At 63.5% G+C, this 23,373-nt stretch carries 27 protein-coding genes; 17 read left to right on the plus strand and 10 right to left on the minus strand.

Annotation, left to right across the window (positions count from 1 at the left end; genetic code table 11):
• Positions 1–22 precede the first annotated feature (22 nt).
• Positions 23–343, plus strand: coding sequence for a hypothetical protein (locus tag TRM7557_RS04435; RefSeq protein ID WP_058289016.1), 321 nt, complete (start codon positions 23–25; stop codon positions 341–343).
• Positions 344–473: 130 nt separating this feature from the next.
• Here TRM7557_RS04435 and map read toward each other — a convergent pair whose 3' ends face one another.
• Positions 474–1,283, minus strand: a complete 810-nt coding sequence (gene map / locus TRM7557_RS04440; RefSeq protein ID WP_058289017.1) for a type I methionyl aminopeptidase — start codon at positions 1,281–1,283, stop codon at positions 474–476.
• A gap of 97 nt (positions 1,284–1,380) precedes the next feature.
• Positions 1,381–2,082 (minus strand): DNA/RNA nuclease SfsA, encoded by a 702-nt coding sequence (gene sfsA, locus TRM7557_RS04445; RefSeq protein ID WP_058289018.1) that lies wholly within the window; start codon positions 2,080–2,082, stop codon positions 1,381–1,383.
• A gap of 177 nt (positions 2,083–2,259) precedes the next feature.
• On the opposite strand from sfsA, the gene TRM7557_RS04450 reads away from it, so the two are divergent.
• From TRM7557_RS04450 to TRM7557_RS04465, 4 genes are read left to right on the plus strand one after another with little or no spacing between them, the layout of a single operon-like run.
• Entirely contained in the window at positions 2,260–2,985 is a 726-nt protein-coding gene (locus TRM7557_RS04450; protein WP_058289019.1) for a competence/damage-inducible protein A, read from the plus strand.
• Entirely contained in the window at positions 2,982–3,704 is a 723-nt protein-coding gene (locus TRM7557_RS04455; protein WP_058289020.1) for a GNAT family N-acetyltransferase, read from the plus strand. The genes TRM7557_RS04450 and TRM7557_RS04455 overlap by 4 nt, the downstream gene beginning before the upstream one ends.
• Before the next feature lie 41 nt (positions 3,705–3,745).
• A complete protein-coding gene (locus TRM7557_RS04460; protein WP_058289021.1) occupies positions 3,746–4,351 on the plus strand; it encodes a peroxidase-related enzyme in 606 nt (201 codons plus the stop codon).
• The gene (locus tag TRM7557_RS04465; protein WP_058289022.1) at positions 4,348–5,370 is read left to right on the plus strand and encodes an OmpA family protein; all 1,023 of its coding nucleotides are present in this window, start codon (positions 4,348–4,350) and stop codon (positions 5,368–5,370) included. Before TRM7557_RS04460 ends, TRM7557_RS04465 begins: the two co-directional genes overlap by 4 nt.
• A 101-nt stretch (positions 5,371–5,471) precedes the next feature.
• Here the strand turns inward: TRM7557_RS04465 and TRM7557_RS04470 are convergent, their stop codons facing one another.
• On the minus strand, positions 5,472–6,377 hold the full coding sequence (locus TRM7557_RS04470; protein WP_058289140.1) for a LysR family transcriptional regulator: 906 nt from the start codon (positions 6,375–6,377) through the stop codon (positions 5,472–5,474).
• Positions 6,378–6,637: 260 nt separating this feature from the next.
• Here TRM7557_RS04470 and TRM7557_RS04475 point away from each other — a divergent pair, with 260 nt between their 5' ends.
• Both TRM7557_RS04475 and TRM7557_RS04480 read left to right on the plus strand, forming a co-directional pair.
• Positions 6,638–6,964 carry an NIPSNAP family protein gene (locus TRM7557_RS04475; protein ID WP_058289023.1) on the plus strand — a complete coding sequence of 109 codons (327 nt, stop codon included), beginning with the start codon at positions 6,638–6,640 and terminating at the stop codon, positions 6,962–6,964.
• Positions 6,961–7,305, plus strand: coding sequence for an antibiotic biosynthesis monooxygenase family protein (locus TRM7557_RS04480; RefSeq protein WP_058289024.1), 345 nt, complete (start codon positions 6,961–6,963; stop codon positions 7,303–7,305). The genes TRM7557_RS04475 and TRM7557_RS04480 overlap by 4 nt, the downstream gene beginning before the upstream one ends.
• A gap of 363 nt (positions 7,306–7,668) precedes the next feature.
• Here TRM7557_RS04480 and TRM7557_RS04485 read toward each other — a convergent pair whose 3' ends face one another.
• Complete coding sequence (locus tag TRM7557_RS04485; protein ID WP_058289025.1) at positions 7,669–9,696, minus strand: NADPH-dependent 2,4-dienoyl-CoA reductase; 2,028 nt, start codon at positions 9,694–9,696, stop codon at positions 7,669–7,671.
• 137 nt (positions 9,697–9,833) lie between these two features.
• Here TRM7557_RS04485 and TRM7557_RS04490 point away from each other — a divergent pair, with 137 nt between their 5' ends.
• Genes TRM7557_RS04490 through TRM7557_RS04500 form a run of 3 tightly spaced genes read left to right on the plus strand, consistent with a single transcriptional unit; the run spans position 9,834 to position 11,293 of the window.
• Complete coding sequence (locus TRM7557_RS04490) at positions 9,834–10,316, plus strand: RNA pyrophosphohydrolase (RefSeq protein ID WP_058289026.1); 483 nt, start codon at positions 9,834–9,836, stop codon at positions 10,314–10,316.
• The gene (locus TRM7557_RS04495; protein WP_235811393.1) at positions 10,294–10,806 is read left to right on the plus strand and encodes a hypothetical protein; all 513 of its coding nucleotides are present in this window, start codon (positions 10,294–10,296) and stop codon (positions 10,804–10,806) included. The genes TRM7557_RS04490 and TRM7557_RS04495 overlap by 23 nt, the downstream gene beginning before the upstream one ends.
• 10 nt (positions 10,807–10,816) lie before the next feature.
• Positions 10,817–11,293 (plus strand): P-loop nucleotide/nucleoside kinase family protein, encoded by a 477-nt coding sequence (locus tag TRM7557_RS04500; RefSeq protein ID WP_058289027.1) that lies wholly within the window; start codon positions 10,817–10,819, stop codon positions 11,291–11,293.
• Here TRM7557_RS04500 and TRM7557_RS04505 read toward each other — a convergent pair.
• On the minus strand, positions 11,280–12,167 hold the full coding sequence (locus TRM7557_RS04505; RefSeq protein WP_082626510.1) for an EamA family transporter: 888 nt from the start codon (positions 12,165–12,167) through the stop codon (positions 11,280–11,282). The genes TRM7557_RS04500 and TRM7557_RS04505 overlap by 14 nt on opposite strands.
• Before the next feature lie 96 nt (positions 12,168–12,263).
• Between TRM7557_RS04505 and TRM7557_RS04510 the strand changes: the two genes are divergently transcribed.
• Positions 12,264–12,752, plus strand: coding sequence for a MarR family winged helix-turn-helix transcriptional regulator (locus TRM7557_RS04510; RefSeq protein WP_058289142.1), 489 nt, complete (start codon positions 12,264–12,266; stop codon positions 12,750–12,752).
• A gap of 91 nt (positions 12,753–12,843) precedes the next feature.
• On the opposite strand, the gene TRM7557_RS04515 is transcribed toward TRM7557_RS04510, so the two are convergent.
• Positions 12,844–13,833: an adenosine kinase gene (locus tag TRM7557_RS04515; protein ID WP_058289029.1), complete on the minus strand. Its 990-nt coding sequence runs from the start codon at positions 13,831–13,833 to the stop codon at positions 12,844–12,846.
• Positions 13,830–14,474, minus strand: a complete 645-nt coding sequence (gene nth / locus TRM7557_RS04520; RefSeq protein WP_058289030.1) for an endonuclease III — start codon at positions 14,472–14,474, stop codon at positions 13,830–13,832. The genes TRM7557_RS04515 and nth overlap by 4 nt, the downstream gene beginning before the upstream one ends.
• A gap of 364 nt (positions 14,475–14,838) precedes the next feature.
• Between nth and TRM7557_RS04525 the strand changes: the two genes are divergently transcribed.
• From TRM7557_RS04525 to TRM7557_RS04535, 3 genes are all read left to right on the plus strand, one after another.
• Entirely contained in the window at positions 14,839–15,777 is a 939-nt protein-coding gene (locus tag TRM7557_RS04525) for a methylated-DNA--[protein]-cysteine S-methyltransferase (RefSeq protein WP_058289031.1), read from the plus strand.
• Positions 15,778–15,936: 159 nt separating this feature from the next.
• Positions 15,937–16,599 carry an OmpA family protein gene (locus tag TRM7557_RS04530; protein WP_058289032.1) on the plus strand — a complete coding sequence of 221 codons (663 nt, stop codon included), beginning with the start codon at positions 15,937–15,939 and terminating at the stop codon, positions 16,597–16,599.
• Between the two features lie 216 nt (positions 16,600–16,815).
• The gene (locus TRM7557_RS04535) at positions 16,816–17,358 is read left to right on the plus strand and encodes an NADPH-dependent FMN reductase (protein WP_058289033.1); all 543 of its coding nucleotides are present in this window, start codon (positions 16,816–16,818) and stop codon (positions 17,356–17,358) included.
• 340 nt (positions 17,359–17,698) lie between these two features.
• On the opposite strand, the gene TRM7557_RS04540 is transcribed toward TRM7557_RS04535, so the two are convergent.
• On the minus strand, positions 17,699–18,079 hold the full coding sequence (locus tag TRM7557_RS04540) for a VOC family protein (RefSeq protein WP_058289034.1): 381 nt from the start codon (positions 18,077–18,079) through the stop codon (positions 17,699–17,701).
• Positions 18,080–18,118: 39 nt separating this feature from the next.
• On the opposite strand from TRM7557_RS04540, the gene TRM7557_RS04545 reads away from it, so the two are divergent.
• Positions 18,119–18,661, plus strand: a complete 543-nt coding sequence (locus TRM7557_RS04545; protein ID WP_058289035.1) for a winged helix-turn-helix transcriptional regulator — start codon at positions 18,119–18,121, stop codon at positions 18,659–18,661.
• Between the two features lie 44 nt (positions 18,662–18,705).
• On the opposite strand, the gene TRM7557_RS04550 is transcribed toward TRM7557_RS04545, so the two are convergent.
• The gene (locus tag TRM7557_RS04550) at positions 18,706–19,758 is read right to left on the minus strand and encodes an NAD(P)/FAD-dependent oxidoreductase (RefSeq protein WP_058289036.1); all 1,053 of its coding nucleotides are present in this window, start codon (positions 19,756–19,758) and stop codon (positions 18,706–18,708) included.
• Positions 19,759–19,849: 91 nt separating this feature from the next.
• Between TRM7557_RS04550 and mnmC2 the strand changes: the two genes are divergently transcribed.
• Together mnmC2 and TRM7557_RS04560 are read left to right on the plus strand one after the other, a co-directional pair.
• Positions 19,850–20,527 carry a tRNA (5-methylaminomethyl-2-thiouridine)(34)-methyltransferase MnmC2 gene (gene mnmC2, locus TRM7557_RS04555; RefSeq protein ID WP_058289037.1) on the plus strand — a complete coding sequence of 226 codons (678 nt, stop codon included), beginning with the start codon at positions 19,850–19,852 and terminating at the stop codon, positions 20,525–20,527.
• The gene (locus tag TRM7557_RS04560) at positions 20,524–21,417 is read left to right on the plus strand and encodes a DMT family transporter (protein WP_058289038.1); all 894 of its coding nucleotides are present in this window, start codon (positions 20,524–20,526) and stop codon (positions 21,415–21,417) included. Before mnmC2 ends, TRM7557_RS04560 begins: the two co-directional genes overlap by 4 nt.
• On the opposite strand, the gene TRM7557_RS04565 is transcribed toward TRM7557_RS04560, so the two are convergent.
• Positions 21,376–23,370: a lytic transglycosylase domain-containing protein gene (locus tag TRM7557_RS04565; protein WP_074942072.1), complete on the minus strand. Its 1,995-nt coding sequence runs from the start codon at positions 23,368–23,370 to the stop codon at positions 21,376–21,378. The two genes, TRM7557_RS04560 and TRM7557_RS04565, sit on opposite strands and share 42 nt — an antisense overlap.
• Positions 23,371–23,373: the final 3 nt, after the last annotated feature.

The raw sequence follows: 23,373 nt of genomic DNA on the forward strand, positions 1-23,373 counted from the left end.
ATTTCATCGAAGGCAATTTCAAATGAAAAAGACCATCGCGCTCACCTTGGCATCCGTTCTTGGCCTGTCGGCCTGTGTCTCCCCCGAAGTGGTGACACGGACCAATGCAGGTGACCGTAACCTCAGCTGCGCCGAGATCGAACATCAGCTGCACCAGTTGGACGAAATCCGCGCCGAGGCCCAAAAAGGCCGCTCTGTTTCCGGCACCAATGTCGCAGCAGCCATCCTGTTCTGGCCTGCGGTGATCGGCAACCACGCCAATGCCACGCAGGCGCTGGAAGCGGCCAATGAACGCAACGAAGTGCTGGTCAAACTGGCATCTGAAAAGCGCTGCAAAATCTAAGCTGTTCAAAGAACGCCACAACACAGCCAGAACAAAGAAAGCCAGGGCGTCGCGCTCTGGCTTTCATCTTTTTGCAAATATCCCGGGGTGAATGGCCGCAGGCCAGAGGGGCAGAGCCCCTCTAAAACCCTTACCCGTAGGTCGGGTGGAACTTACCGCTCGGGGAAAGGGTGAAAATATCCACGCCATCCGCGGTTACACCCACCGAATGCTCAAACTGCGCCGACAGCGATTTGTCGCGGGTCACCGCGGTCCACTCATCGGCCAGCACTTTGGTTTCGGGACGGCCCAGGTTCAGCATTGGTTCAATGGTGAAGAACATGCCTTCTTCCAGAACGGGGCCGGTGCCGGGGCGGCCATAGTGCAGCACGTTCGGCGGCGCGTGGAACACCAGACCCAGACCATGACCGCAGAAATCGCGCACAACGCTGGTGCGCTGGCTTTCGGCATAGGACTGAATGGCGTGGCCGATGTCACCAAAGGTATTACCGGGGCGCACGACCTCGATACCTTTCATCAGCGCATCATGGGTCACCTGGACCAGACGTTCGGCCTTGCGGGACAGTTTGCCTGCCACATACATGCGGCTGGTGTCGCCGAACCAACCATCGACAATCACCGTGACGTCAATGTTCAAAATATCGCCATCCTTCAGCACCTTTGCGCCGGGGATGCCGTGGCAGACCACATGGTTTACACTGATACAGCTGGCGTGTTGATAGCCTTTATACCCAATGGTGGCCGAGGTCGCGCCGGCGTCGTTGACCATCTTGGTGATCAGCTCGTCGATCTTGCCAGTGGTCTGGCCGGGAAAGACGTGTTCGGCAATGTCATCAAGGATCTGTGCCGCCAATGCGCCCGCCTTGTGCATGCCGGCAAAATCGCCCGGCTCATAAATGCGGATGCCGTCTTTGGTGGTGCGGCCGTCTTTGGATCTCATTGCGAAAAAGCTCCGGGCTGTAAAAGATGTCTGTCGCGTTTCGCTCTATCTAAGCGCAAACAGAAAAAAGAACCAGAGGGGCCATAACAAACCGGCATCAAACGGGCGGCAAAGCCCGCCCCAAGCGCACAGACTGCGGGCTGATAACGGTGTCATAAATCAGCCGCTCCACCCCCGCCGCCTGCGCGTCCTCAAAAGCGGCGGCATAGGTCGGGTCAATGTCACCCGCCAAGGCAAAGCGGTCACAATCGGTGCGCTGCACCAGATAGAACATCACCGCCCGGTGCCCGGCAGCCACCATTTTGGTCAGCTCGCCCAGATGTTTGGTGCCGCGTGCGGTCACGCTGTCGGGAAATTCGGCCAGCCCCGCAGCGCGCGACAGGGTCACGGATTTCACTTCGACATAACACTCGGGCAAGCCCTCTTGGCTCAGCAGGAAATCTATTCGGCTTTTCTCACCGTATTTCACCTCCGCGCGCAGGGTTTTATACGCGGCCAGCTCCGCGATCTCGCCCGCCTCCAGCGCCGCACGCAGGGCGCGGTTGGGCACGGATGTATCAACGCCGGTGAAATGCCCACCCGCATGTTCCACCAGCCGCCAGCCAAACTTCAGCTTTTTCTTCGGGTCGTCATTGGGCTCCAGCCAGATCGTCATGCCCGGCTCCGCCAGCCCCATCATCGATCCGGGATTGGCGCAATGGGCCGTCACTTCGCGCCCATCCTCTAGGCGGCAGTCGGCCAGAAACCGTTTGTAACGTTTGATCAGCGTGGCGGGGATCAGGGGCGTGGGAAATTCCATGCGCCCTTCCTGCCTCAAACCTCTGCGAAATCAAACCGCTTCTTTTGGCCCATGAAACTCTGGGGTGAATGGCCGCAGGCCAGAGGGGCAAAGCCCTTTCCTGCGTCCTTATCGGTTGCGCCCACCGCACAGCGCCCTATCCTCTCGCCAACCACGACTTTTCCGGGAGATCCCCCAATGACCAACCCCACAGCCGCCATGCTGGTGATCGGTGACGAAATCCTCTCGGGACGCACCCGCGATGCCAATATGTTCCACCTCGCAGGCGAGCTCAGCAAGCGCGGCATTGACCTCAATGAGGTGCGCATTGTCTCGGACGACCGCGATGCAATCATTGCCGCCGTCACGGCGCTGTCGCAGGCATACGACAATGTCTTCACCTCGGGCGGGATCGGGCCGACCCATGACGATATCACCGCCGACTGCATTGCCGCAGCCTTTGGCGCCTCGATTGATGTGCGCGACGATGCCCGCGCCATTCTCGCAGAACACTACGCCCAGACCGGGGCCGAGCTGAACGAGGCCCGCCTGCGCATGGCCCGCATCCCGGATGGCGCGACGCTGATCGACAATCCGGTCTCCAAAGCGCCCGGTTTCACGTTGAACAATGTGCATGTGATGGCGGGTGTGCCTTCTGTGTTTCAGGCCATGGTCGCCACGGTCCTGCCGCTGATCACCGGCGGCCAGCCGCTGCTGAGCCAGACCCTGCGTGTGGATCGCGGCGAGGGCGAGATCGCCGCGCCGCTCTCGGCCCTGGCCGAGGACTACGCAGACCTGTCCATCGGCTGCTACCCGTTCCAGAAAAACGGTGCCTTTGGGGCAAATATCGTGGTGCGCGGCACCGATGGCGCGCGGGTCGAGTCCGCCGTGGCCGCGCTGGCCCATAAACTGGGTCTGGCGTGAGCGCGCCTTTCGTCTTTGACCTGCTCGACGCCACATGGCCGGCCGCCGCGCGGATCAAATCCGGGCCCTTCACCCTGCGCGAGGGCTTGGGCGGCGGCAGTCGGGTGTCGGCGGCGACGCTGGATGCGGGCCGCGACGCCGCAACCGACGATGCGTTGATGCAGGCCGAGGCCGGCATGGATGCGCTGGGACAAAAGCGCATTTTCCAGATCCGCCCGGCTCAGGAAGGGTTTGACGTCGTTCTTCAAGCCCGCGGCTATGAGGCCCGGGACGAAACCCGGCTCTGGTCCTGTCCCGTGGATCTGCTGTGCGATCAGCAGATCCCGCGCGTCACCACCTTCTGCGTCTGGCAACCGCTGGCCATCCAGCGCGAAATCTGGGCCGAAGGCGGCATTGGCCCGGAACGGCTTGCGGTGATGGAGCGGGTCCGTGGTCCCAAAACCGCGATCCTTGGCCGCCGCGACGACAAACCCGCTGCCACCGCCTTTGTCGCCATCCACGCAGGCCGCGCCATGCTGCACGCGCTCGAGGTCCGCGCGGACCACCGCCGCCATGGTATGGGCGAATGGATGATGCGGCAGGCGGCGATCTGGGCGCGGGATCACGGCGCGGTCGAGCTCTGCGTTTTGGCAACGGCCGCGAACGCGGGGGCAAATGCGCTCTATGCGCGGCTTGGCATGCAGCAGGGGGACGGCTACCACTATCGGGTCAGCGACTGAAGTGACCCCACGGAGAGCCCGTCGCCCAAGGAGGAGCCCGCATGACTGCCAAAACCCCAAACTACCCCGTAGACAGCCCGACCGCGCTGGATCTGCCAATGGTCGACCCGCTGCCGGAACCGACGCAGACTTACTTTGATATCTGTCAGGACAAGCTGGGTATGATCCCCAATGTTCTGAAGGCCTATGCCTTTGATATTGAAAAGCTGAATGCCTTCACCGCGATGTACAATGACCTGATGCTTGCCGACAGCGGCATCAGTAAACTGGAGCGCGAGATGATCGCGGTGGTCGTGTCTTCGCTGAACCGCTGTTACTACTGTCTGGTGGCGCATGGCGCGGCGGTGCGGCAGCTTTCGGGGGATCCCGAACTGGGCGAGCAGCTGGTGATGAACTACCGCTATGCCCCGCTCGACGCCCGCCAGCGCGCGATGCTGGATTTCGCGGCCAAACTCACCACCGCGAGTGCCGAGATCGAGGAGCCCGACCGCCAGACCCTGCGCGAACACGGGTTCTCGGATCGCGATATCTGGGACATTGCCTCTGTGGCAGCGTTTTTCAATATGACCAACCGGGTGGCCAGCGCCTCTGCCATGCAGCCCAACCCCGACTATCACAGCCAGTTCCGAACATCCGAGACCGAATGAAACACCTCTTCGCGCCCGCCTTCCTTGCCATGTTCTTTGGGGCTGCCGCCGCAGCCGCGCCGCTCGAGATGGCCTTGCCCCCCGCTGCGGAATTGCTGCGCGAACAGGATCGGGGGCTGGCGACCCTGCACTTGCCCGTTGGGCCGGCCAAGGCGGATCTGGTGCCAACCCGCGCGGTCGAAGGCCACATCTGGCGGCGCAGCTGGCGGGTCACCGGGGCGCAGACCACGCTCGAGGTGTTTGCTCCGCTGCGCGACGCGTTGCAGGCCGCAGGGTTTCACGTGGAATACAGCTGCGCCGCCCAGGCCTGCGGCGGGTTTGCCTTCCGCTTTGGCATCGACACCATTCCCGCCCCGGACATGCGGGTGCGGATTTCCGATTTTCAGTTCCTCTCGGCCAGCCGGGACGCCGATGGGATGGCCCTGTCCTTGCTGGTGTCGCGGTCTGGCGGCGCGGTCTATGTGCAGGTGATCGAACGTCACAGCGCGCAGGCCCCGGCCTTGTCCGCCACAGACGCGCAGGCCGCTGACCCCGACACCGTGCCCGCCAGCGCGCAAGCGCCCACCGACACAGGCTCTGCTGACACAGGCCCTGCTGATGCAACGTCCGGCACCGCCGCCAACAGCACGGCTGATACCGGGGCCGACGGCCTGCGCCAGATGCTGCTGACCTATGGCCATGTGGTGCTGACAGAGGTGGAGTTTCAGTCCGGATCTGCGGTGCTGACCAGCGGTAAAATCCAAAGCCTTCAGGACCTTGCAACCCTCTTGCGGGCGGAACCGGACTGGAAGGTGCTGATCGTCGGCCACACCGACACGGTTGGCAGTCTGGACGCCAATACCGCCCTCTCCCGTCGCCGCGCCGCCGCCGTGCGCCAGCATTTGCAAGAGGTGGAAGGCATGCGCGGCGACCGACTCCAGGTCGCAGGGGCCGGCTTTATGGCGCCGCTCACTCAGAACGCAACGCCGGAGGGGCGCGAAGAAAACCGCCGGGTCGAAGTGGTCCTGATCGCACCCTAGGGCGCGGTTTGTCCAACAGCGCAAAAGAAAACCCCGCCATCAGCACGGGGTCACTGAGGCGGGGCAAGTCGGCCTTGGGTCGGCCGGGGAGGGAGTTCGGGTTACCAGGTCTCCAGACCTTTGTCGGCAAAGGCATGGGCGAGGAAATCAATGAAAGCGCGCACTTTGGGCTGGGTGAACCGGCCCGGCGGGTAAACCGCATAGATGCCCTGGGTCTCAACCGGGAGGGAGGGCATGACATCTTCGATCAGCCCCTCAGCCATGGCTTCGGAATAAAGGTAGCTCGGCAGGTAAGCGATGCCGAGGCCGGACACAGCGGCGTTCAGCAGGGATTGCCCGTCGTTCACCGACAGCCAGCCCGCAGACCGCACCTGACGCTTCTCACCGGAGGGCGCAGTGATCTTCCACAGGTTGCCGCTCGACTGGTTCGAATAATGCAGCAGCTTGTGGTTGTTGAGATCGTCAATGCGCGTCGGCCGGCCATATTTTTCGAGGTAAGCCGGGGAGGCGATCATGCGTTTGGTGGTGTCACACAGCTTGCGGGCCCGCAGGGAGCTGTCTTCCAGCTCACCAATGCGCACGGCCATGTCAAACCCTTCAGAGATCAGCTCAACATAGCGGTTGTTCAGCACCATATTGACGGTGATGTCGGGGAAATCATTGAGGAATTCGGACAGCACCGGGGACAGGTGATTGACGCCAAAATCGGTGGCCACCGAAATCCGCAGCAGGCCCGAGGGCGCCGATTGCATCGAGGTCACCAGCGCATCCGCTTCGCCCGCATCGTTCAGCACCCGGCGGGCACGGTCATAATAGGCCAAGCCAATCTCGGTCGGAGAGACACGGCGGGTGGTCCGGTTCAGCAGACGGGCCCCCAGACGCGCCTCAAGGCTGGAGACATGTTTGGACACAGCCGATTTGGAGATGCCCATCTTCTTGGCGGCATCGGTAAACCCACCTTGGTCCACCACATTGGCAAAGGCTTCCATTTCCGTCAGTCGGTCCATCCCGCGCATCCCTTTCGTATCCTGTTGGGAAACAGTTGTGGGGGTGAAATCGGGCAAGAACGGGGCCAAGTTGAGAAAATGCAGCGACAAACGCAGGATCGTTCAAAAAATGGAAACAAGCGCAGGGATCGCTGGCTGAGGGAAAGTGTCAGGGTTTTCAATTGTTTCGATGCGTATCGAAGCTTTGCGTCGCCGCAATTGTTTAGGGTCTGGGCAGGTCCAATAACAGCGCCATATCCCCGGCCCAAAGGAGAGAAACAATGCTAACCTGCGTGATCCGCTATGACATCGACCCCCGAAAACACGAGGATTTCCGCCAATATGCCCGCGCCTGGAACACAGCGATTCCCCGCGCAGGCGCAGAGTTGTTGGGGTATTTTGCCCCACACGAGGGCTCGGCCAATCTGGCCTATGGGATCTACAACATAGAAAGCCTCGCGGCCTATGAGGCCTATCGCGCCCGGCTGGCGGCGGATGCGTTGGGCAAACAGAACTATGACTTTGCCCAGTCGCGGGGCTTTATTCTGCGCGAGGATCGGTGTTGGCTGAAACGGGTTGAAGGCACCGCTGAGGAGGGCGAGCGATGATAGCCGTGATATTTGAGCTGGAACCGGCGGAGGGGCAGGAGACAGCCTATCTGGATGAGGCCGCCGCCCTGAAGGCACTGGTCGAGGCGGCGGAGGGGTTTATCTCGGTTGAACGGTTCCAGAGCCTGACGACACCGGGCAAGCTGTTGTCCCTGTCGTTCTGGGAGGATGAGGCCGCGGTCGCGAAATGGCGGCAAAAGACAGCGCATCGCGCGGCGCAGAGCAAGGGGCGTGGGGGGATCTTTGCGGGCTACCGGCTGCGTGTGGCGCAGGTCCTGCGCGACTATGGGATGGACGATCGCGAGAACGCGCCACAGGACAGCAGGGCCACGCACGGCTGATCCTTGCAGCTGGGGTCGGCCGTTGCCATTGGCTGCCCCCACAGGGGCGGGGGGCTCCCGCCCGTCCCGGCGGCTTTAAAAAGCCTCCGGTCCCGTTGGGGGTGGCGCCGGGCCTTCGGCCCGGCGCGCGGCCCAAGGCCGCATAAAGGGGGGCTGACCAAAGGGCAGCGCCCCTGCGGGCGCGGGAGAGCCCCGCCCGCCGCAGGCGAAAGCAAGCACGCCGCAGGCGAAAGCATGCCCGCATCAGGCGCCCACGCGCCCGCCGCAGGCTGGGGCTGGGTCTGACGGGGCTTGGATAAAAAAACGGCGCGTCCGAAAGGCGCGCCGTTTTGCCGTTTTGTCGCGTGTGAGGTCTCGGGACGCTTAAAGAGCCGCCGCCAGACGGGTGCCCTGGTTGATTGCGCGTTTCGCGTCCAGTTCCGCCGCCACATCCGCGCCGCCGATGACATGCGCGGTGATGCCGTCCTCGGCCAGCTGATCGGCCAGCGTGCGCTGCGAGATCTGGCCCGCGCACATAATTACGGTGTCTGCCGCAACCACGGTCGGGTTCTCGCGCGCCTCGCCAAAGGTCACATGCAGCCCTTCGTCGTCGATGCGTTCATAGTTCACACCGCCCAGAAACTCGACGTTCTTCATCTTCAGCTGCGCGCGGTGGATCCAGCCGGTGGTCTTGCCCAGACCTTTGCCGTGGGCTTTCAGCTTGCGCTGCAACAGGGTCACGTGACGCGCGGGCGCATGGGGCTGCGGGCCTTCGGGCGCCAGACCGGCGCGGTGCTCTGCCGGGTCGGCAACACCCCATTCCTTCATCCACATCGGCAGGTTCTCGGTCGGGCTTTCGCCTTCGTGCAGAACATATTCCGACACGTCAAAGCCAATGCCGCCCGCACCGATCACCGCGACCTTGTCGCCAACCGGTTTCTTGTGCTTCAGCACGTCAATGTAAGACAGCACCTTCGGGTGATCCTGACCGGGAATGCCCGGGTCGCGCGGCGTCACGCCGGTGGCGATGATCACCTCGTCAAAGCCCTTCAGGTCGTCTGCCGCAACCTCTGTGCCCAGTTTCAGCGTGATCGTGCTGTCGGCGACCATGGTCTTGTACCAATCGACCAGCCCCCAGAACTCTTCCTTGCCCGGCATCTGTTTGGCCATGTTCAGCTGGCCGCCCAGTTCCGTGTCGCGATCAAACAGCGTGACCTTATGGCCGCGTTCTGCCGCGGTCAGCGCGGTGGACAGACCGGCGGGGCCTGCGCCGACGATGGCCACGGTTTTCACCGCCTCCGCCGGGGTAATCACCAGCTCGGTCTCTGCACAGGCGCGCGGGTTCACCAGACAGGACGTCAGCTTGCCGGAGAACGTGTGGTCCAGACAGGCCTGGTTGCAGGCAATACAGGGCGCGATCTTAGCGCCTTCACCGGCCTCGGCCTTGGCGACAAAATGCGCATCCGCCAGCATCGGCCGCGCCATCGACACCATGTCAGCACAACCCGTCGACAGCACCTCTTCGGCGACCTCGGGCGTGTTGATGCGGTTCGAGGTGATCAGCGGAATGTTCACCTCGCCCATCAGCTTCTTGGTGACCCAAGCAAAGGCCGCACGCGGAACCGAGGTCGCAATCGTCGGAATGCGCGCCTCGTGCCAGCCGATGCCGGTGTTGATAATGGTCGCGCCCGCTTTTTCGACCGCTTTGGCCAGGGTCTTCACCTCCTCAAAGGTCGATCCATTGGGCACAAGGTCGATCATCGACAGGCGGTAGATCAGGATGAAATCGGTGCCGACAGCCTCGCGCACCCGGCGGACCACCTCCAGCGGCAGGCGCATGCGGTTCTCGTAAGACCCGCCCCAGCGGTCGGTGCGCTTGTTGGTGTGCGCCACGAGGAACTGGTTCAGGAAATACCCTTCCGAGCCCATGATCTCCACGCCATCATACCCGGCTTCCTGTGCCAGCACGGCGGCGTTCACAATGTCGGCGATCTGCTTTTCAATGCCGTCCTCATCCAGCTCGTTCGGCGGGAAGGGGGAGATCGGCGATTTGATCGCGCTGGGCGCCACACATTTGGGACCATAGGCATAGCGGCCCGCATGCAGGATCTGCATGGCGATCTTGCCGCCCGCCTCATGGACGCGTTTGGTGATGATCGAATGGTTCGCCACGTCCTTTTCCGTGGTCATCATCGACGCCCCCGGCAGAACCGACCCCTCAAGATTCGGGCCAATGCCGCCGGTGACCATCAGGGCCACACCGCCCCGGGCGCGCTCGGCATAGAATTCGGCGACGCGGTTCCAGTCGCCGGTCTCTTCCAGACCAGTGTGCATAGAGCCCATCAGGACCCGGTTTTTCAGCGTGGTAAAGCCCAGATCCAGCGGGGCCAGCATGTTCGGGTACGCAGTCACGACTCTCTCCCTTAAACTTTGCCTGCCAAAATCGCCTCTCCTGTCCGGATTGTCACCTGACAACGCGGCGTCACCCTCTTGCGCCGCCGGGTCACTCAGGGTCTAAGTTGGGCCAATTCAACCGACCGGAGCCGAAGATGACCCCAGAAGAGATCGCCAAACTGCCCTATCGCCCCAATGTCGGCGTCATGCTGATGAACGCGGATGGCCATGTTTGGGTCGGTCAGCGCAGCGACCGTCACAAAGACGCCTGGCAAATGCCTCAGGGCGGGATCGACAAAGGCGAAGATCCGCAAGCCGCAGCCCTGCGCGAGCTGGAAGAAGAAACCGGCGTCACCGCCGATCTGGTCGATGTGGTTGCGGAAACCGACGGCTGGCTGGCCTATGACCTGCCGGTGGATCTGGTGCCCGAAATCTGGGGCGGCAAATGGCGCGGGCAGGAACAGAAATGGTTCCTCCTCCGGTTCAAAGGCACCGATGATCAGATCAATATTGAAACCGACCACCCAGAATTTACCGCCTGGAAATGGCTGCCCGGCGATCAGCTGGTCGACAATATCGTGCCCTTCAAACAAGAGGTCTATGCCCGTGTGGTCGATGCGTTCCGTGCTCATCTCTAAGGTCGCAGCGGCGCTGATCCTAAGTGCGACGCAAGCGGCGGCGCTGACCTGCGTGCCGATGGGGCCGGGGGATGTCTATCAGATCATTGCCCGCGAAGAGGCGGCGGAATATGTGGTGCTCGAAGGGCGGCTCAGCTTTGATCCGACCTCGCTGCCGCAAAGCGGCAAGTCTGCACCAAAAAAACCGCAGCGCATCTCGGCGCATTTCACGGGGCTGATGCTGGGCGAGCGCTTCTTTGATCAGGACGTCACCGGTGAATTGCTGATCGAATCCCATTGCGAGGCCGGCCAATGCGGCGCGCTGCAGGACGGCGAACGCTACTTGCTGTTTGCCCGTCAGGAAGCGGATGCGCTGGTGCTGCCGCTCGATCCTTGTGTGTCTTTTGCCTTCTCGGCCGCCGATGGCGCGGCGGGGGATGTGATCCTGCAATGTCACAAGGGGCTGGAATGCCCCAGCGAACTGCCGGTCCCGCCGGTCTCGTTTGACTAAGGGCGCGCAGATGGCGGCCACCCTGCATATGATCTGCGGCAAGATCGCCGCCGGGAAATCCACCCTCGCTGCACAGCTCGAGGGGGAGGGCGCGGTGCGTCTGTCCGAAGACAGTCTTCTGGCCGCGCTCTACCCGGAAGAAATCCGCAGCCCCCGTGACTATGTCCAATATGCGGCCCGCCTGCGCACCGCCATTGGCCCGCATGTTGTGTCGCTGCTGCAGGCGGGTGTTTCGGTCGTGCTGGACTTTCCCGCCAACACGATCACCAACCGGGACTGGATGCGCGGGCTGTTCACAGAGGCCGGGGCGGATCACCAGTTGCATCTGCTCAATGTGCCGGACGCGGTCTGCCTCGCCCGGCTCCATGCCCGCAATGCGGCGGGCGATCACCCCTTTACTGCGACCGAAGAACAGTTCCGCCTGTTCTCTGCGCATTTTGTGGCGCCCACGGCTGCGGAAGGTTTCACGCTGGTCACGCACGGCTAGGGGCGCGGCGGCGGCGCGGCGACAGTTTCGCCTGCCCCAGCCACAGGCTGCCCATCGCCAGCGCCGCGCCAATCGCCTGCCAAACGGTCAGCACTTCGCCCGCCAAAGCCGCGCCCAGCACCACCGCCGTCAGCGGCGACAGCACCCCCAGCAAGGACACCTGCGCAGGCGCAATCCGGCCCAGCCCCCGGAACCACAGAACATAGGTCAGCGCGCCGCCGATCAGGCTCATATAGGCCAGTCCAAACAGGTTCCCGGCATCCAGCACAGGCCAGCTCTCAAGCCGCCAGGCCACCACCGGCAGCAATAACAGCCCACCTGCGGTCATTTGCCAGGCAGTCAGGGTCAGCGGCGGAATATCCCCCTGCCACTTGCGGCTCAGCACAATGCCCGCCGCCATAGACGCCGCACCGCCCAGCCCGGCCAGCACACCGATCATGTCCAGTTGCGCCTCGGGCGACAGCACCAAAAGCGCAACACCCGCCGCGCCGACCAAGGCCGCGCCAATGGCCTGCATGCGTGGCGGGATCTGTAGCCAAAGCGCCGACAGGGCAATCACGAACAACGGCTGCGCCGCGCCCAAGGTGGCCGCCACCCCGCCGGGCAGGCGGTAGGCGGCCAGAAACAGGCAGGCCCAGAAGATGGCAAAGTTCAACGCGCCCAGAAGGGTGATTTTCCAAAGCATCGCCACCGGCGGCAGCCGCCGCACCAGCACCAGCAGCAACAGCCCCGCAGGCAACGCCCGCAGCAGCGCCACCAGCAAGGGGTCCTGTCCGGGCAGAAACGTTGTGGTCACAATATAGCTGCTGCCCCAGATCATCGGGGCCAGCGCCGTGAGGGCAAGGTCGGACATTTGCGGACGAGGGGCAGACATAAGCGGGCTCCTGATTTATCTTGATGTCAAACTTCTTGACGTCAAGATATGTGCGGATCTCTTGACGTCAAGATAAATACCGGCAAAAACGACGGCATGGATCATGTCGACAAAGTGCTAGAGCAATGGCGCCGCGCGCGCCCGGATTTGGATGTTGGGCCTATGGGGCTGATCGGACGGGTGGGGCGGCTCTATCTGGCTTACCTCAAACCGATGGAACAGACCTTCGCCCGTTTTGGCCTTAACGCTGCAAAGTTTGATGTGCTGGCGACACTGCGCCGTGCGGGTACTCCGCACGAGCTGTCGGTGGGGGATCTGCTGAAATCGACGATGGTGTCCTCGGGCACCATGACCAACCGGCTGGATCGGCTGGCGGCGGATGGGTTGATCGCCCGCAGGCCCCATCCCGACGACAGCCGCAGTTTTCTGATCGCCCTGACGCCTGACGGGCTGGCGCTGATCGACCGCGCGGTCGAGGCCCATGTGCAGACGCAAGCCGAACTGGTTGCAGGGCTGTCGGCCGAAGACCAGGCCCAGCTCACCACCCTGCTCAGCCGCGCCTTAAAGGCAGCCGGGTCAAACTAGGCGCCACCGCGCCGCGCCAGCGGCGCCACCAAAAAAACGGGCGGGGTTTCCCCCGCCCGCGCGCGATTTTGCCGTGTGGGCTGTGGGTCGCTTAGATCAACCCGGCAGAGCTCAGCAGCGACTTCATATCCACCTGCGGGCGCGGACCAATGTGGCTGATGACCTCTGCGGCACAGGCGCAGCCGATTTTGGCGCAGGTTTCCAGATCACGGCCCTGCGACAGGCCAAACAGGAAGCCGGCGGCAAACTGATCGCCGGCCCCGGTGGCATCCACGGGCACAACCTTCTGCACCGGCACATCCACGCGCCCCTCAGCCGAGACAACGCTGACCCCATCGCCCGACCGGGTGCAGACCACCAGCGGGCAGATCGCCGCGAGTTTGTCCAGCGCCACGTCCAGATCGTCGGTCTCGAACAGGGATTTCACCTCGTCCTCATTGCCGATCACAAACTCCAGCTCGTTTTCAATCAGGCGCAGGAAGTCGGCGCGGTGACGTTCGACGCAGAAGGGGTCCGACAGGGAAATGCCCGGCTTGCCACCGCCTTTGCGGCAGTCCTGCGCGGCTTCCATAAAGGCGGTTTTGCCTTTGTCTTTGTCGAACAGATAGCCCTCGAGGAACATGATCTGCGCCGCGCCCGCAACCGCGGGGGATACATCCGCGCTGCTCAGTTCCGAGGAAATACCCAGATAGGTGTTCATGGAACGCTCCCCGTCAGGGGAGACAAAGATCATCGACCGCGAGGTCGGCAGCTCGCCGCCTTCAACCGGGGCGTTCACAAAATCAACGCCATCGTCCTGCATCGCTTGAGCGTAAAACCGTCCCAGCGCGTCGTCATGCACCCGGCCGATGAAAGCCGAGGACAGACCCAGCGCACCGGCACCTGCAATGGTGTTTGCAACCGATCCGCCGGGGGTCTGAACACGGCCTTCCATCGCCGCATAAAGCACCTCGCCGCGATCGCGTTCGATCAGCTGCATAATGCCTTTCTCGATCCCCATGTGATCAAGGAAAGTGTCTTCGCACTGCGAGATGACATCAACAACGGCATTGCCAATGCCAACAAGCTGGTAGGTTTTCATAGGGTCTTTTCCTCGAACTGACAGAGGTCTCGAATGATACAGGTGGGACACTGCGGCCTGCGGGCCTTGCAGTGATAACGGCCGTGCAGGATCAGCCAGTGATGGGCGTGGAGTTGGAAATCCACAGGGATATTGTCTTCGATTGCGCGTTCAACCGCGTCGACATTTTTACCGGGACATATTCCCGAACGGTTACCAACGCGGAAAATATGCGTGTCCACGGCCTGCGCCGGGTGACGCCACCACATGTTCAGCACCACATTGGCGGTTTTGCGACCGACACCGGGGAGGCTTTCGAGGGCCGCGCGCGAACAGGGCACCTCGCCGCCGTATTGCTCGACCAGGATCTTAGAGAGCTTAATGACGTTCTTGGCCTTGTTTCGGTAAAGGCCAATGGTTTTGATGTGGTCGATCACGCCTTCTTCGCCGAGGTCCAGCATTTTCTGCGGGGTGTCGGCGATTTTGAACAGCTCGGCCGTGGCGCGGTTCACGCCCACGTCGGTGGCCTGCGCGGATAGGGCAACGGCGACGACCAGCGTGTAGACATTCACGTGATCGAGCTCTCCCACAGGGGCGGGGTCAGCCTCCTGAAACCGGGTAAAGATCTCGCGGAGGGTGTGGTAGTCAAGTTGCTTGGCCATCGGCGTGCCTTTTGCCTGTTTGAATGCGGGGGCGCAAACCAAATCTGGGTTGGATTGGAAGAAGGTCTAACGGTGTTGCGCAAGGTTTCCTAGGTCGGGCCAGAGGATTTGTGCGCTGCTGCGTGCCATAGGGGCAAGGGGTTGCGTGTCGCTTCGCGACACAGGGGTGAGGGTTTGCGCGTCGCTTCGCGACACGCCGGGGCGAGGGTTTGCGCGTCGCTTCGCGACACGCCGGGGGCGGGGGCCGGACCTGCGGTCCGTCCCCCGCTGGCCTGCTGATGCGTGCAAAGCGCAGGAAACGGGTCGCGGGATTGCGGCGCGGCGGCTAGGGTGGAGCCTTGTAGAGATGTTTCTTGGGTGTGCCATGACTGCTGATCTTGCCATTGACCTTTCAACGACGTCCCCGGCTGAGGAGGGCGGCTATCACTATGGCGTCATGCGCCGTGCGATCGAAGTGATTGATGCGGCCAGCGCGGCGCATGGCGGTGATCTTCCGCTGGACGCTCTGGCGGCGCAGATGGGCATGAGCCCGGCGCATTTCCAGCGCTTGTTTTCGGCCTGGGTCGGCGTGTCGCCGAAACGCTATCAGCAATATCTGCGACTGGGCCATGCCAAGGCGCTTCTTGCGGACAAAGAACCGGTTCTGGCCACGGCCCATGCGGTGGGCCTGTCGGGGTCGGGGCGGCTGCATGATCTGTTTCTGCGCTGGGAAGCGATGAGCCCCGGCGAATACGCCCGCAAAGGTGACGGGCTGACCATCCGGCAGGGGTGGTTTGACAGCCCCTTTGGCCCGCTGTTGGCCATGGGCACCGAACGCGGGTTATGCGGGCTGGCCTTTGGCGCGGAAACCGGGCGCGCGGCCACGCTGGCGGATATGCAGTCCCGCTGGCCCAAGGCTGTTTTTGTCGACGACACCGCTGCCCTGACCCCATGGGTGCAGGCTGCCCTGACCCGGACAGGCGAGGCCGCTCTGCATCTGATGGGCACCCCTTTGCAGATCAAAGTCTGGGAGGCCCTGTTGCAGATCCCCGAAGGCGCGGTGTCCACCTATGGCGAGATTGCGGGTCTTGCCGGGGTCCCCACAGCCGTGCGCGCGGTCGGCACCGCCGTTGGTAAAAATCCGATCAGCTGGCTGATCCCCTGCCACCGGGTGCTGCGCAAAGGCGGGGCGGCGGCGTCGGTTCTGGGCGGCTATCACTGGGGCGTGCCGGTCAAACGCGCCATGCTGGCCTATGAAGCCGCCCGCATCGAAGGCCCCGAGACGCCCGAGGCGGGCCTGTCCCTGTGGGAAAATGCGCAATAACCCGCCGATCTTCCCCCTTCACAGCTCTGTGTCACTTGTTGCATTGGTCAAGCGCTACGATATGTCGGGCAAAGAACCGCAGCGCGCCCACCACAGGGCAGGCCCAAAACCGGGCAAGCGTTGCGGCAGAACAAGACAAGAGCAGAAAGGGCCGTACCGATGGCAATTGCAAAAACACCGCTTCTTGGAGGCGCAGCCGCGCTGGCACTGCTGGGCGCCTGCACCGAGCCGGGCAGCTATCAGCCGCTGCAAAGTGAACGTGTCCAAAATGGCGCCGTGATTGGCGGCCTGATCGGCGCAGGCGTTGGCGCGCTGACCGCCGATGATGACGTGCTGCCAACCGTTGTTGCGACCGGTGCCATTGGCGCGCTGGTCGGCGGTGTGATCGGCAATGAGCTGGACAAACAGGCCGCCGAGCTGCGTCAGGACATCGACAATGACGCGGTGACCATCGTCAACGCAGGCGACCGCCTGATCGTGACCTTCCCCAATGACATCACCTTTGCCACCGACAGCGCCGCGATCGCGCCCGCCCTGCGCGGCGATCTGGCCGCCGTCTCTGGCAGCCTGCAGCGCTATCCGGGCAGCATTGTCCGCGTGATCGGCCACACCGACAGCGACGGCTCTGCCGATTACAATCAGGCTCTGTCCGAGCGCCGCGCCAATGCGGTGGCTGATGCAATCCAGGCCGGCGGCGTGCCCTACAACCGTCTGGCCATTGTTGGCCGCGGTGAAAACGACCCCGTCGCTTCTAACCTGACGCCCGAAGGCAAGGCGCAGAACCGCCGCGTCGAGATCGAGATCATCCCCCAGCGCGGCTGATCTGCAATCCGCAAGGACACTATCATTGCGAAAAGGGGCCCCAGTGGCCCCTTTTTGCTGCCGCCTTTGGTGGCGGACGGACAGCTTTTGCACAGTCCCTGTGCGGCGGCAGGGGATGGCCTGCGGGCGCAGGCCTGCTAGCTGTTGGCTACAGTGTTTTCGCCCGCCGCCTGATAGGCCCTATTGGCTCTGCGCGGCCCCAAGAGGAATGATCTCATGTCCGACCCAAAACTCCTGCTGATCTCCGGTTCCCTGCGCCGCGAGGCGACCAATCGCAAACTCCTGACAGAGGCCGCGCGCCTGTTTGGCACGGCAGAGGTGGTCTGGGCGGATCTGAACCTGCCTCTTTACGATGGAGACGTCGAGGCAGCGGATGGCATTCCCGCAGCCGTGCAGACCCTTGCCGATCAGATCGCAGCTGCGGATGCGGTGGTGATCTCCACGCCGGAATACAACAAAGGGATCTCGGGCGTGCTGAAAAACGCGCTGGATTGGGTCAGCCGCACCGAGGGCGCGCCCTGGGCGGACACACCTGTGGCGGTGATGTCGGCAGCCGCTGGTCGTGCGGGCGGCGAGCAGGCGCAGACCATGCTGCGCAGCCTGATGGTGCCCTTTGGTCCGCATCTGCTGACCGCGCCTGCGGTGCATCTGGCGGGATCGGGCACGGCGTTTGAGGAGGACGGCCGGTTGAGCAGCGAACGCTACGCGGCCTCGGTAGGCAAATTGATGACCGCCCTGCGTGCGGCTGCCACGACCTGAGCACAGAGCCTTTTTGGGGGCCTTTTTGTGGGCCAGCTTGCGGGCCAGTCCTTGGGGCAGTTTGCAGCTGAGTTCGGGGTCCAAGTCGCGCATGAATGCGCGGGCAGTTGTGCGGGCAGTTGCGCGGGCAAGTGCGCCGAAAGGGGCGCGGCACGGGCCAGAAGTGGCCCGCGAGAAAACGGTGGGCTCCCGCCCCTTTCGGGATGAGGCAGAGCCTCCCCCAAAAGCGTTGGGCTTGGCGGGGGCCGCGCCGCAGGCGCGGCCCCCGCGCTCGGGCGTGTCGCGAAGCGACGCGCAAACCCTCTGCCCGACGCAAAAGGACTGCCGTTTGGTCGGGGCTTTACGCCGCCCCGCCCGTCAGGTCCTCGGCCAGCATCAGCGCATTGCCATCCGGATCAAAGAAGGTCGCGGTCTTTACCATTCCCTCAACCACATCTGTTGCGCCATCAAATGCCACGCCCGCCTGCTCCAACGTGGCACGCGCGCCGTCCAGATCTGCGATGCCAAAAACGGGCACGCAGTTTCCCGGCGCAGGCTTCGTGTGTTCGCCCAGTCCCATCACCACGCCGGGGGTCTTGGTCTGCAGCTCGGACCAGCCTGCCGCGTCGGCGTGATACAGCACCTCAAACCCCAGCATATCTTCATACCAGCGCGCACTTGCGTGGCGGTCTGACACGGACAGCGCCAGCGTGATTGTCTGATCCAGTGAAACAAGCGGCATGAACTTTCCTTACGTTTAAAAATATACTAACTATACTTTATGGACATTGATCTTTTTGTCAACATTACCGCCAGGGCCTGGGCCATGCCCATTCTGACCAGCCTGCACAACGGTGTCGCAGGACGGCAAGCGCCGCTTTTGGCGGCGACCGGGGCAAGCCGCTCTGCATTTGCACAAAGCATGGAGCATCTGATTGAAATCGGTCTGCTGGAACGTAACCCCGGCTATGGCCACCCGCTGCGCCCGGAATTTCGGCTGACAGAGCAGGGCAAGCCCGCCGCCGCGCTGGCCTGCAAGATCTACCTTCTGCCCAAAGCAGAAGAACGCGATCTGCTGCGCCGCGCCTGGACCCTGCCGGTCCTGACATCGCTGCGTGCGCCGGGCCATTTTAATGACATCAGGCGCAGCCTGCCAAAGATAACAGACCGGGCGCTGTCGCAGTCTTTGAAGGCGATGGAGGCCAGACACTGGGTGCACCGCAGCATTGATGATGGCTCTCGCCCGCCGCGGTCGCTTTATCGCGCGGTGCACACGGGCGCTTTGATCAGTCAGGCCACTGTGGCAGAGGTGTCACTGCGTTAGCCACACGGGGGCAACAGGTTCCGCATCAGGCGCGCAAGCCCGCGTCAGAGGTTGTCCTCGACCCGGAAGCCTTCGGGGATCTGATCGCGGCCCTCCAGCAGCAGATCTGCCATGACGCCCGCCACTTTGGGCGCCATGCCAAAGCCGATCTTGAAGCCGCCATTGGCAATGAAATGCCCGCTTCGACCCGGCCAGGCGCCCAGCATTGGGGCGCGGGTCCGCGCGCGCGGGCGCACACCGGCCCAGCGTTCGATGACCTCAGCGCCCTCCAGCTGTGGCACCGCGCGCAGGGCACGGGCGATCACGTCGTCGATCTGACCATCCGGCTGGTCGGGGCTGTCAAAGTCGCGCTCGGTGGTGGACCCGATTGCCAGCGTCCCATCGGCATGTGGGATCAGATGCAGCGCATCGGCATAGAGCTGCGGCAAATCCCGTGCATCAAACCGCAAGAGCGCCGCCTGACCTTTGACGCCATTGCCGACCATGCGGCCGGTCTCGCTTGGGAAGGCGGCGTTTAATTCCAGCATGCCGGCATAGCCTTTGGCGTGCAGAACCTGCCCCTGATCCGGGGCCTCGGCCACGACCTGCACCCCCTTTGACGCCAGCGCCGCCACCAGTGCGGCACAGGCGCGGCGGGGGTGCATGCGGCCCGACAGCGTGTCATGCACGACAAAGCCGGTGGCGCTGGGCGGGCACCAGTCGCCAAAGTCCGACGCCGGGCGCACCTGCCAGATGGCGTGATCCTGCCACAGCGCTTTGGCGCTGTCCTCGCGGGTTTTCGCCAGCGCAAGCGCCTTGTCATCGTTCAGGGGCTGCAGACGACCTGTGCGACCATAGCCGGGAGAGACCCCGCCTGCCGCCTCCACCTCGGCCCAGAAGGCGCGCGACATCAGCAGGCTGTCCAGTTGAAAGGCTTTCTTGGCATTCCAGTTTTCCGGCACATGCGGGGCCAGTGCACCGACCAGACCGCCGCTGGATCCTGCACCTGCGCCGTAAGGGTCCACCACCTGCACCTTTGCGCCGCGCTGGGCGCAGGCCCATGCGATCGACAGGCCAAAAATCCCTGCGCCGCGAACTGTAATATCAGCCATTGCCATTTGCCTGCCCTTTCGTCAGTTTCACCGCATGCTCTGCGTGTATGGGTGTGCTTGCACGGATGCGCTCAGGGCTCACCTAAAGGAAAAGCACATGACAGACCAGAAGGCGCAGCTTTCGTGGCGGGATGGCACATTGCCTGTGTCCGACCAATTCGACGATCCCTATTTCTCGCTCCAGAACGGTCTGGCCGAGACGGAGCATGTGTTTCTGGCCGGCAATGACCTGCCCGCGCGGTTCGCCCCCGGTTTCCACATTGCCGAGCTGGGCTTTGGCACCGGGCTGAACTTGTTGGCTGCGTGGCGTGCGTGGGAACAGGCAGGGCAGGACACCCCGCTGCGCTTCACCAGTTTTGAGGCCTTCCCGATGACCCCGGATGACATGGCCCGCGCGCTTGAGGCCTTTCCGGCGATCACCCCTTGGGCCGACCGGTTCCTTGCCAAATGGTCAGGCGGCGGCACCTGTGATTTGGGCACCTTGCAGGTCAATGTGATCCTTGGTGATGCGCGCGAAACGCTTACCGCGTGGCAAGACAAAGCGGACTGCTGGTTTCTGGATGGGTTTTCGCCGGCCAAAAACCCCGAGCTTTGGGGCGAAGACCTGATGCGGGCCGTGGGCGATCACACCGCAGAGGGCGGCACGGCCGCGACCTATACGGCGGCGGGGTTTGTGCGTCGGGGGCTGGCAGAGGCCGGGTTTGACGTGACCCGCGTGAAGGGCTTTGGCCACAAACGCCATATGACCGTGGCCCGCAAAGGCGCAGGCGCATGACCCAGGCTGTGACCTCTGCCGCGCAGAACAATGCCCGTCTTGGCATTCTGTTGATGATTGCCACCACCTTTGTCTTTGCCATGCAGGACGGGATCTCGCGCCATCTGGCGGGGGAATACAACGTCTTTATGGTGATTTCGATCCGCTACTGGTTCTTTGCGCTGTTTGTCTGCGCCATTGCGCTGCGCCAGCCCGGCGGCCTTCGCAAGGCGGCAGCGAGCAACCAGAAACTGCTGCAGATCGGGCGCGGCGTGCTGCTGGTGGCTGAAATTTGCGTGATGGTTGTGGGCTTTACCATCCTTGGGCTGGTGGAAAGCCACGCGGTGTTTGTCTGTTACCCGCTGCTGGTGGCGGCGCTGTCGGGGCCGGTTCTGGGCGAAACTGTTGGCTGGCGGCGCTGGGCCGCGATTGGCGTTGGGTTTCTGGGGGTGCTGATCATCCTGCAGCCGGGATCCGGCGTGTTCCGGGTCGAGGCGCTGATCCCGCTCTTGGCGGCCTTGATGTTTGCGCTCTACGGGTTGCTGACCCGCTATGCCGCGCGCAAGGACACGGCGGCGACCAGTTTCTTCTACACGGGCGTTGCGGGCATGGTGGCGGTGACGCCGCTGGGCCTGTGGCATTGGGAGGTGATGAGCGCGCCCGACTGGGGCTGGATGGCGCTGTTGTGCCTGACCGGGGCCTTGGGCCACTGGCTGCTGATCCGCTGCTACGAGGTGGCCGAGGCCTCCACCGTGCAGCCCTTTGCCTATTTCCAGCTGCCCTTTGGTGCGGTGCTGGGGGTGATCGCCTTTGGTGAAATGGTGCGGTTCAATGTGATCCTGGGCGCGGGCCTTGTGGTGGCGGCGGGCCTATTCACCTTTTGGCGCGAACACCTGAAGCGTGCGTCCTGACAGTTCCTTGCTAAACGGCTGCGGCAGGGGATCCTTGCCCAGCCGGGCGCGATAGATGGGCAGGCTTTCGGTGACCCGCATCACATAGTTGCGGGTCTCGTTGAAGGGGATATGTTCGATCCAGTCGATCACATTCACCGACCGCGACCGCGGGTCGCCATAGCGTTCCATCCAGGTATCTGACCGATGCGGTCCCGCGTTATAGCCCGCCGCCATCAGCACCACATTGCCGTCAAATTCGCCTGCCAGCTGCGCCAGATAGGCGGCGCCAAGGCGGGCATTATAGGGCCAGTCCTGCGTCAGTCGCGCGGTCTGGTGGCCAGAGATCCCCAGCCCATCGGCGACCTTCTGGGCGGTGGCAGGCATCACCTGCATCAGCCCGCGCGCACCTGCGTGGCTGATCACCACGGGGTCAAATTCGCTCTCGCGTCGGGCGATTGCCAGCACCATTTCGGGCGCCATCGGCAGGTCACGTTCGGCCACGGGATGCAGCGGGTAATAGGCACCTGCCAGTTCCTGCCCGTCGCGCGCCGCGCGTTTGGAAATCATCACTGCCAGATGGGGTTCACCCAGATCGGCGGCCATCTGGCCCAGCTCCAGCGCCTGATCGGCCTCCAGTCCTTCGACCAGATGGGTCAGGAACCGTTCGGCCAGCACCCGGTCGCCTGCCTTCAGCGCCGCAAGCCCGGCGGCTGCGACCGACGATTGCAGGAACGGCGCGTTCTGCCATTGGGTCTTGGGCGGAGTGCTCAGCCGCGCGGGGAAAGGACGCCCCAGCGCCTCCGCCGACAACAGCCCATAGAAAGAGGTCTGGAAATTCGCGCCCAGCTGATAGGCGGCGTGGGCTTTGTCCACCTCGCCCTGCGCGCCATAGGACCGGCCCAGCCAGTATCCGGCACGGCCCAATGAGATCGGCGAATTCACCGCGCCAAGGAAGCGGGTGAAGTGATAGGTCGCCAAAGGCGCATCATCCAAATACCGCAGCGCCACATAGCCCGCGATCCATTCGCAATCGGCATAGCCATAGCCGTCCTCGGGCACCGCATGGTGGTTGGCCGCCAGTTGGTAGGCGGCACGGTATTTCCCGTCGCGCATCAGCTGGCGGGCATGGTCGCGGCGGCGGGTCAGCCATTTCGCGGGCTCCCCCAAGGCCGCCGCCGAGGTAGAGCGTTCCTGCATCAGGGCAATGGCATCATCGGCGCGGCGTTTGCGGTCGCGCCAGGCAAAACGGTCATAGGCCAGACCGGCCTCCGCAGCCTGCTTGCGCGGGATGGCCTTGATCAGTTTATCGACCCCATTGGAGTCCTTCTGCAAGGCAATGCGCGCCTCTGCCAGCGCGCGCGGACCACGCCCCACCAGATCGAGCATCCGGCCCCCGCTGACCGTGTGACCATCCCACAGAAGCGCCGACAGGCGGGCCACGTGATGGGGGCGCAGCAGGCGGGCGTGATCGCGCAGGTAGGCGGTCTGCACCTCTTCGGACATGGGCATGGTGCGCCAGGCCATGACCAGCGTGCCTTCGCCTTCGCCCTTGCGGTCTGCGGCGATCAGCGCGCGCGCGTGGGACAGCGCGCCAAGGGCGGTCTGCGGGGCCGATGTGGCATAGAATTTCAGGATCGCATCGCGGCTGGCATCGGCCATGACCTCTTCGGAGCGGCGACGCAAGAGCGCCAGCCCCGGCCAGTCACCGCGCCGGTCGAGAAAGGCCTGAACCTCGGCTGCGGTGCCTTCGCCCGCGCGCAGGCGCTGCCATTCGACAATGTCGCCGATCACCGATCCGGGCGCTCCGGCCGCGCGCCGGGCGGCGGCCCAGTCTTTTTCAGCCGTGGCCTTCAGCGCTGATTCGAGGGCTGCGGTTTGTGCCAAAGCGCCGCCCCACGACCCTTCGGGCCCCCCGAAAGGTGCCAAAATCAGCGCGCAACCCAGCGCGAGGGCGGTAACGATGCGTCTCATCTC

The organism is Tritonibacter multivorans (assembly GCF_001458415.1).
Classification (GTDB): Bacteria; Pseudomonadota; Alphaproteobacteria; order Rhodobacterales; family Rhodobacteraceae; genus Epibacterium; species Epibacterium multivorans.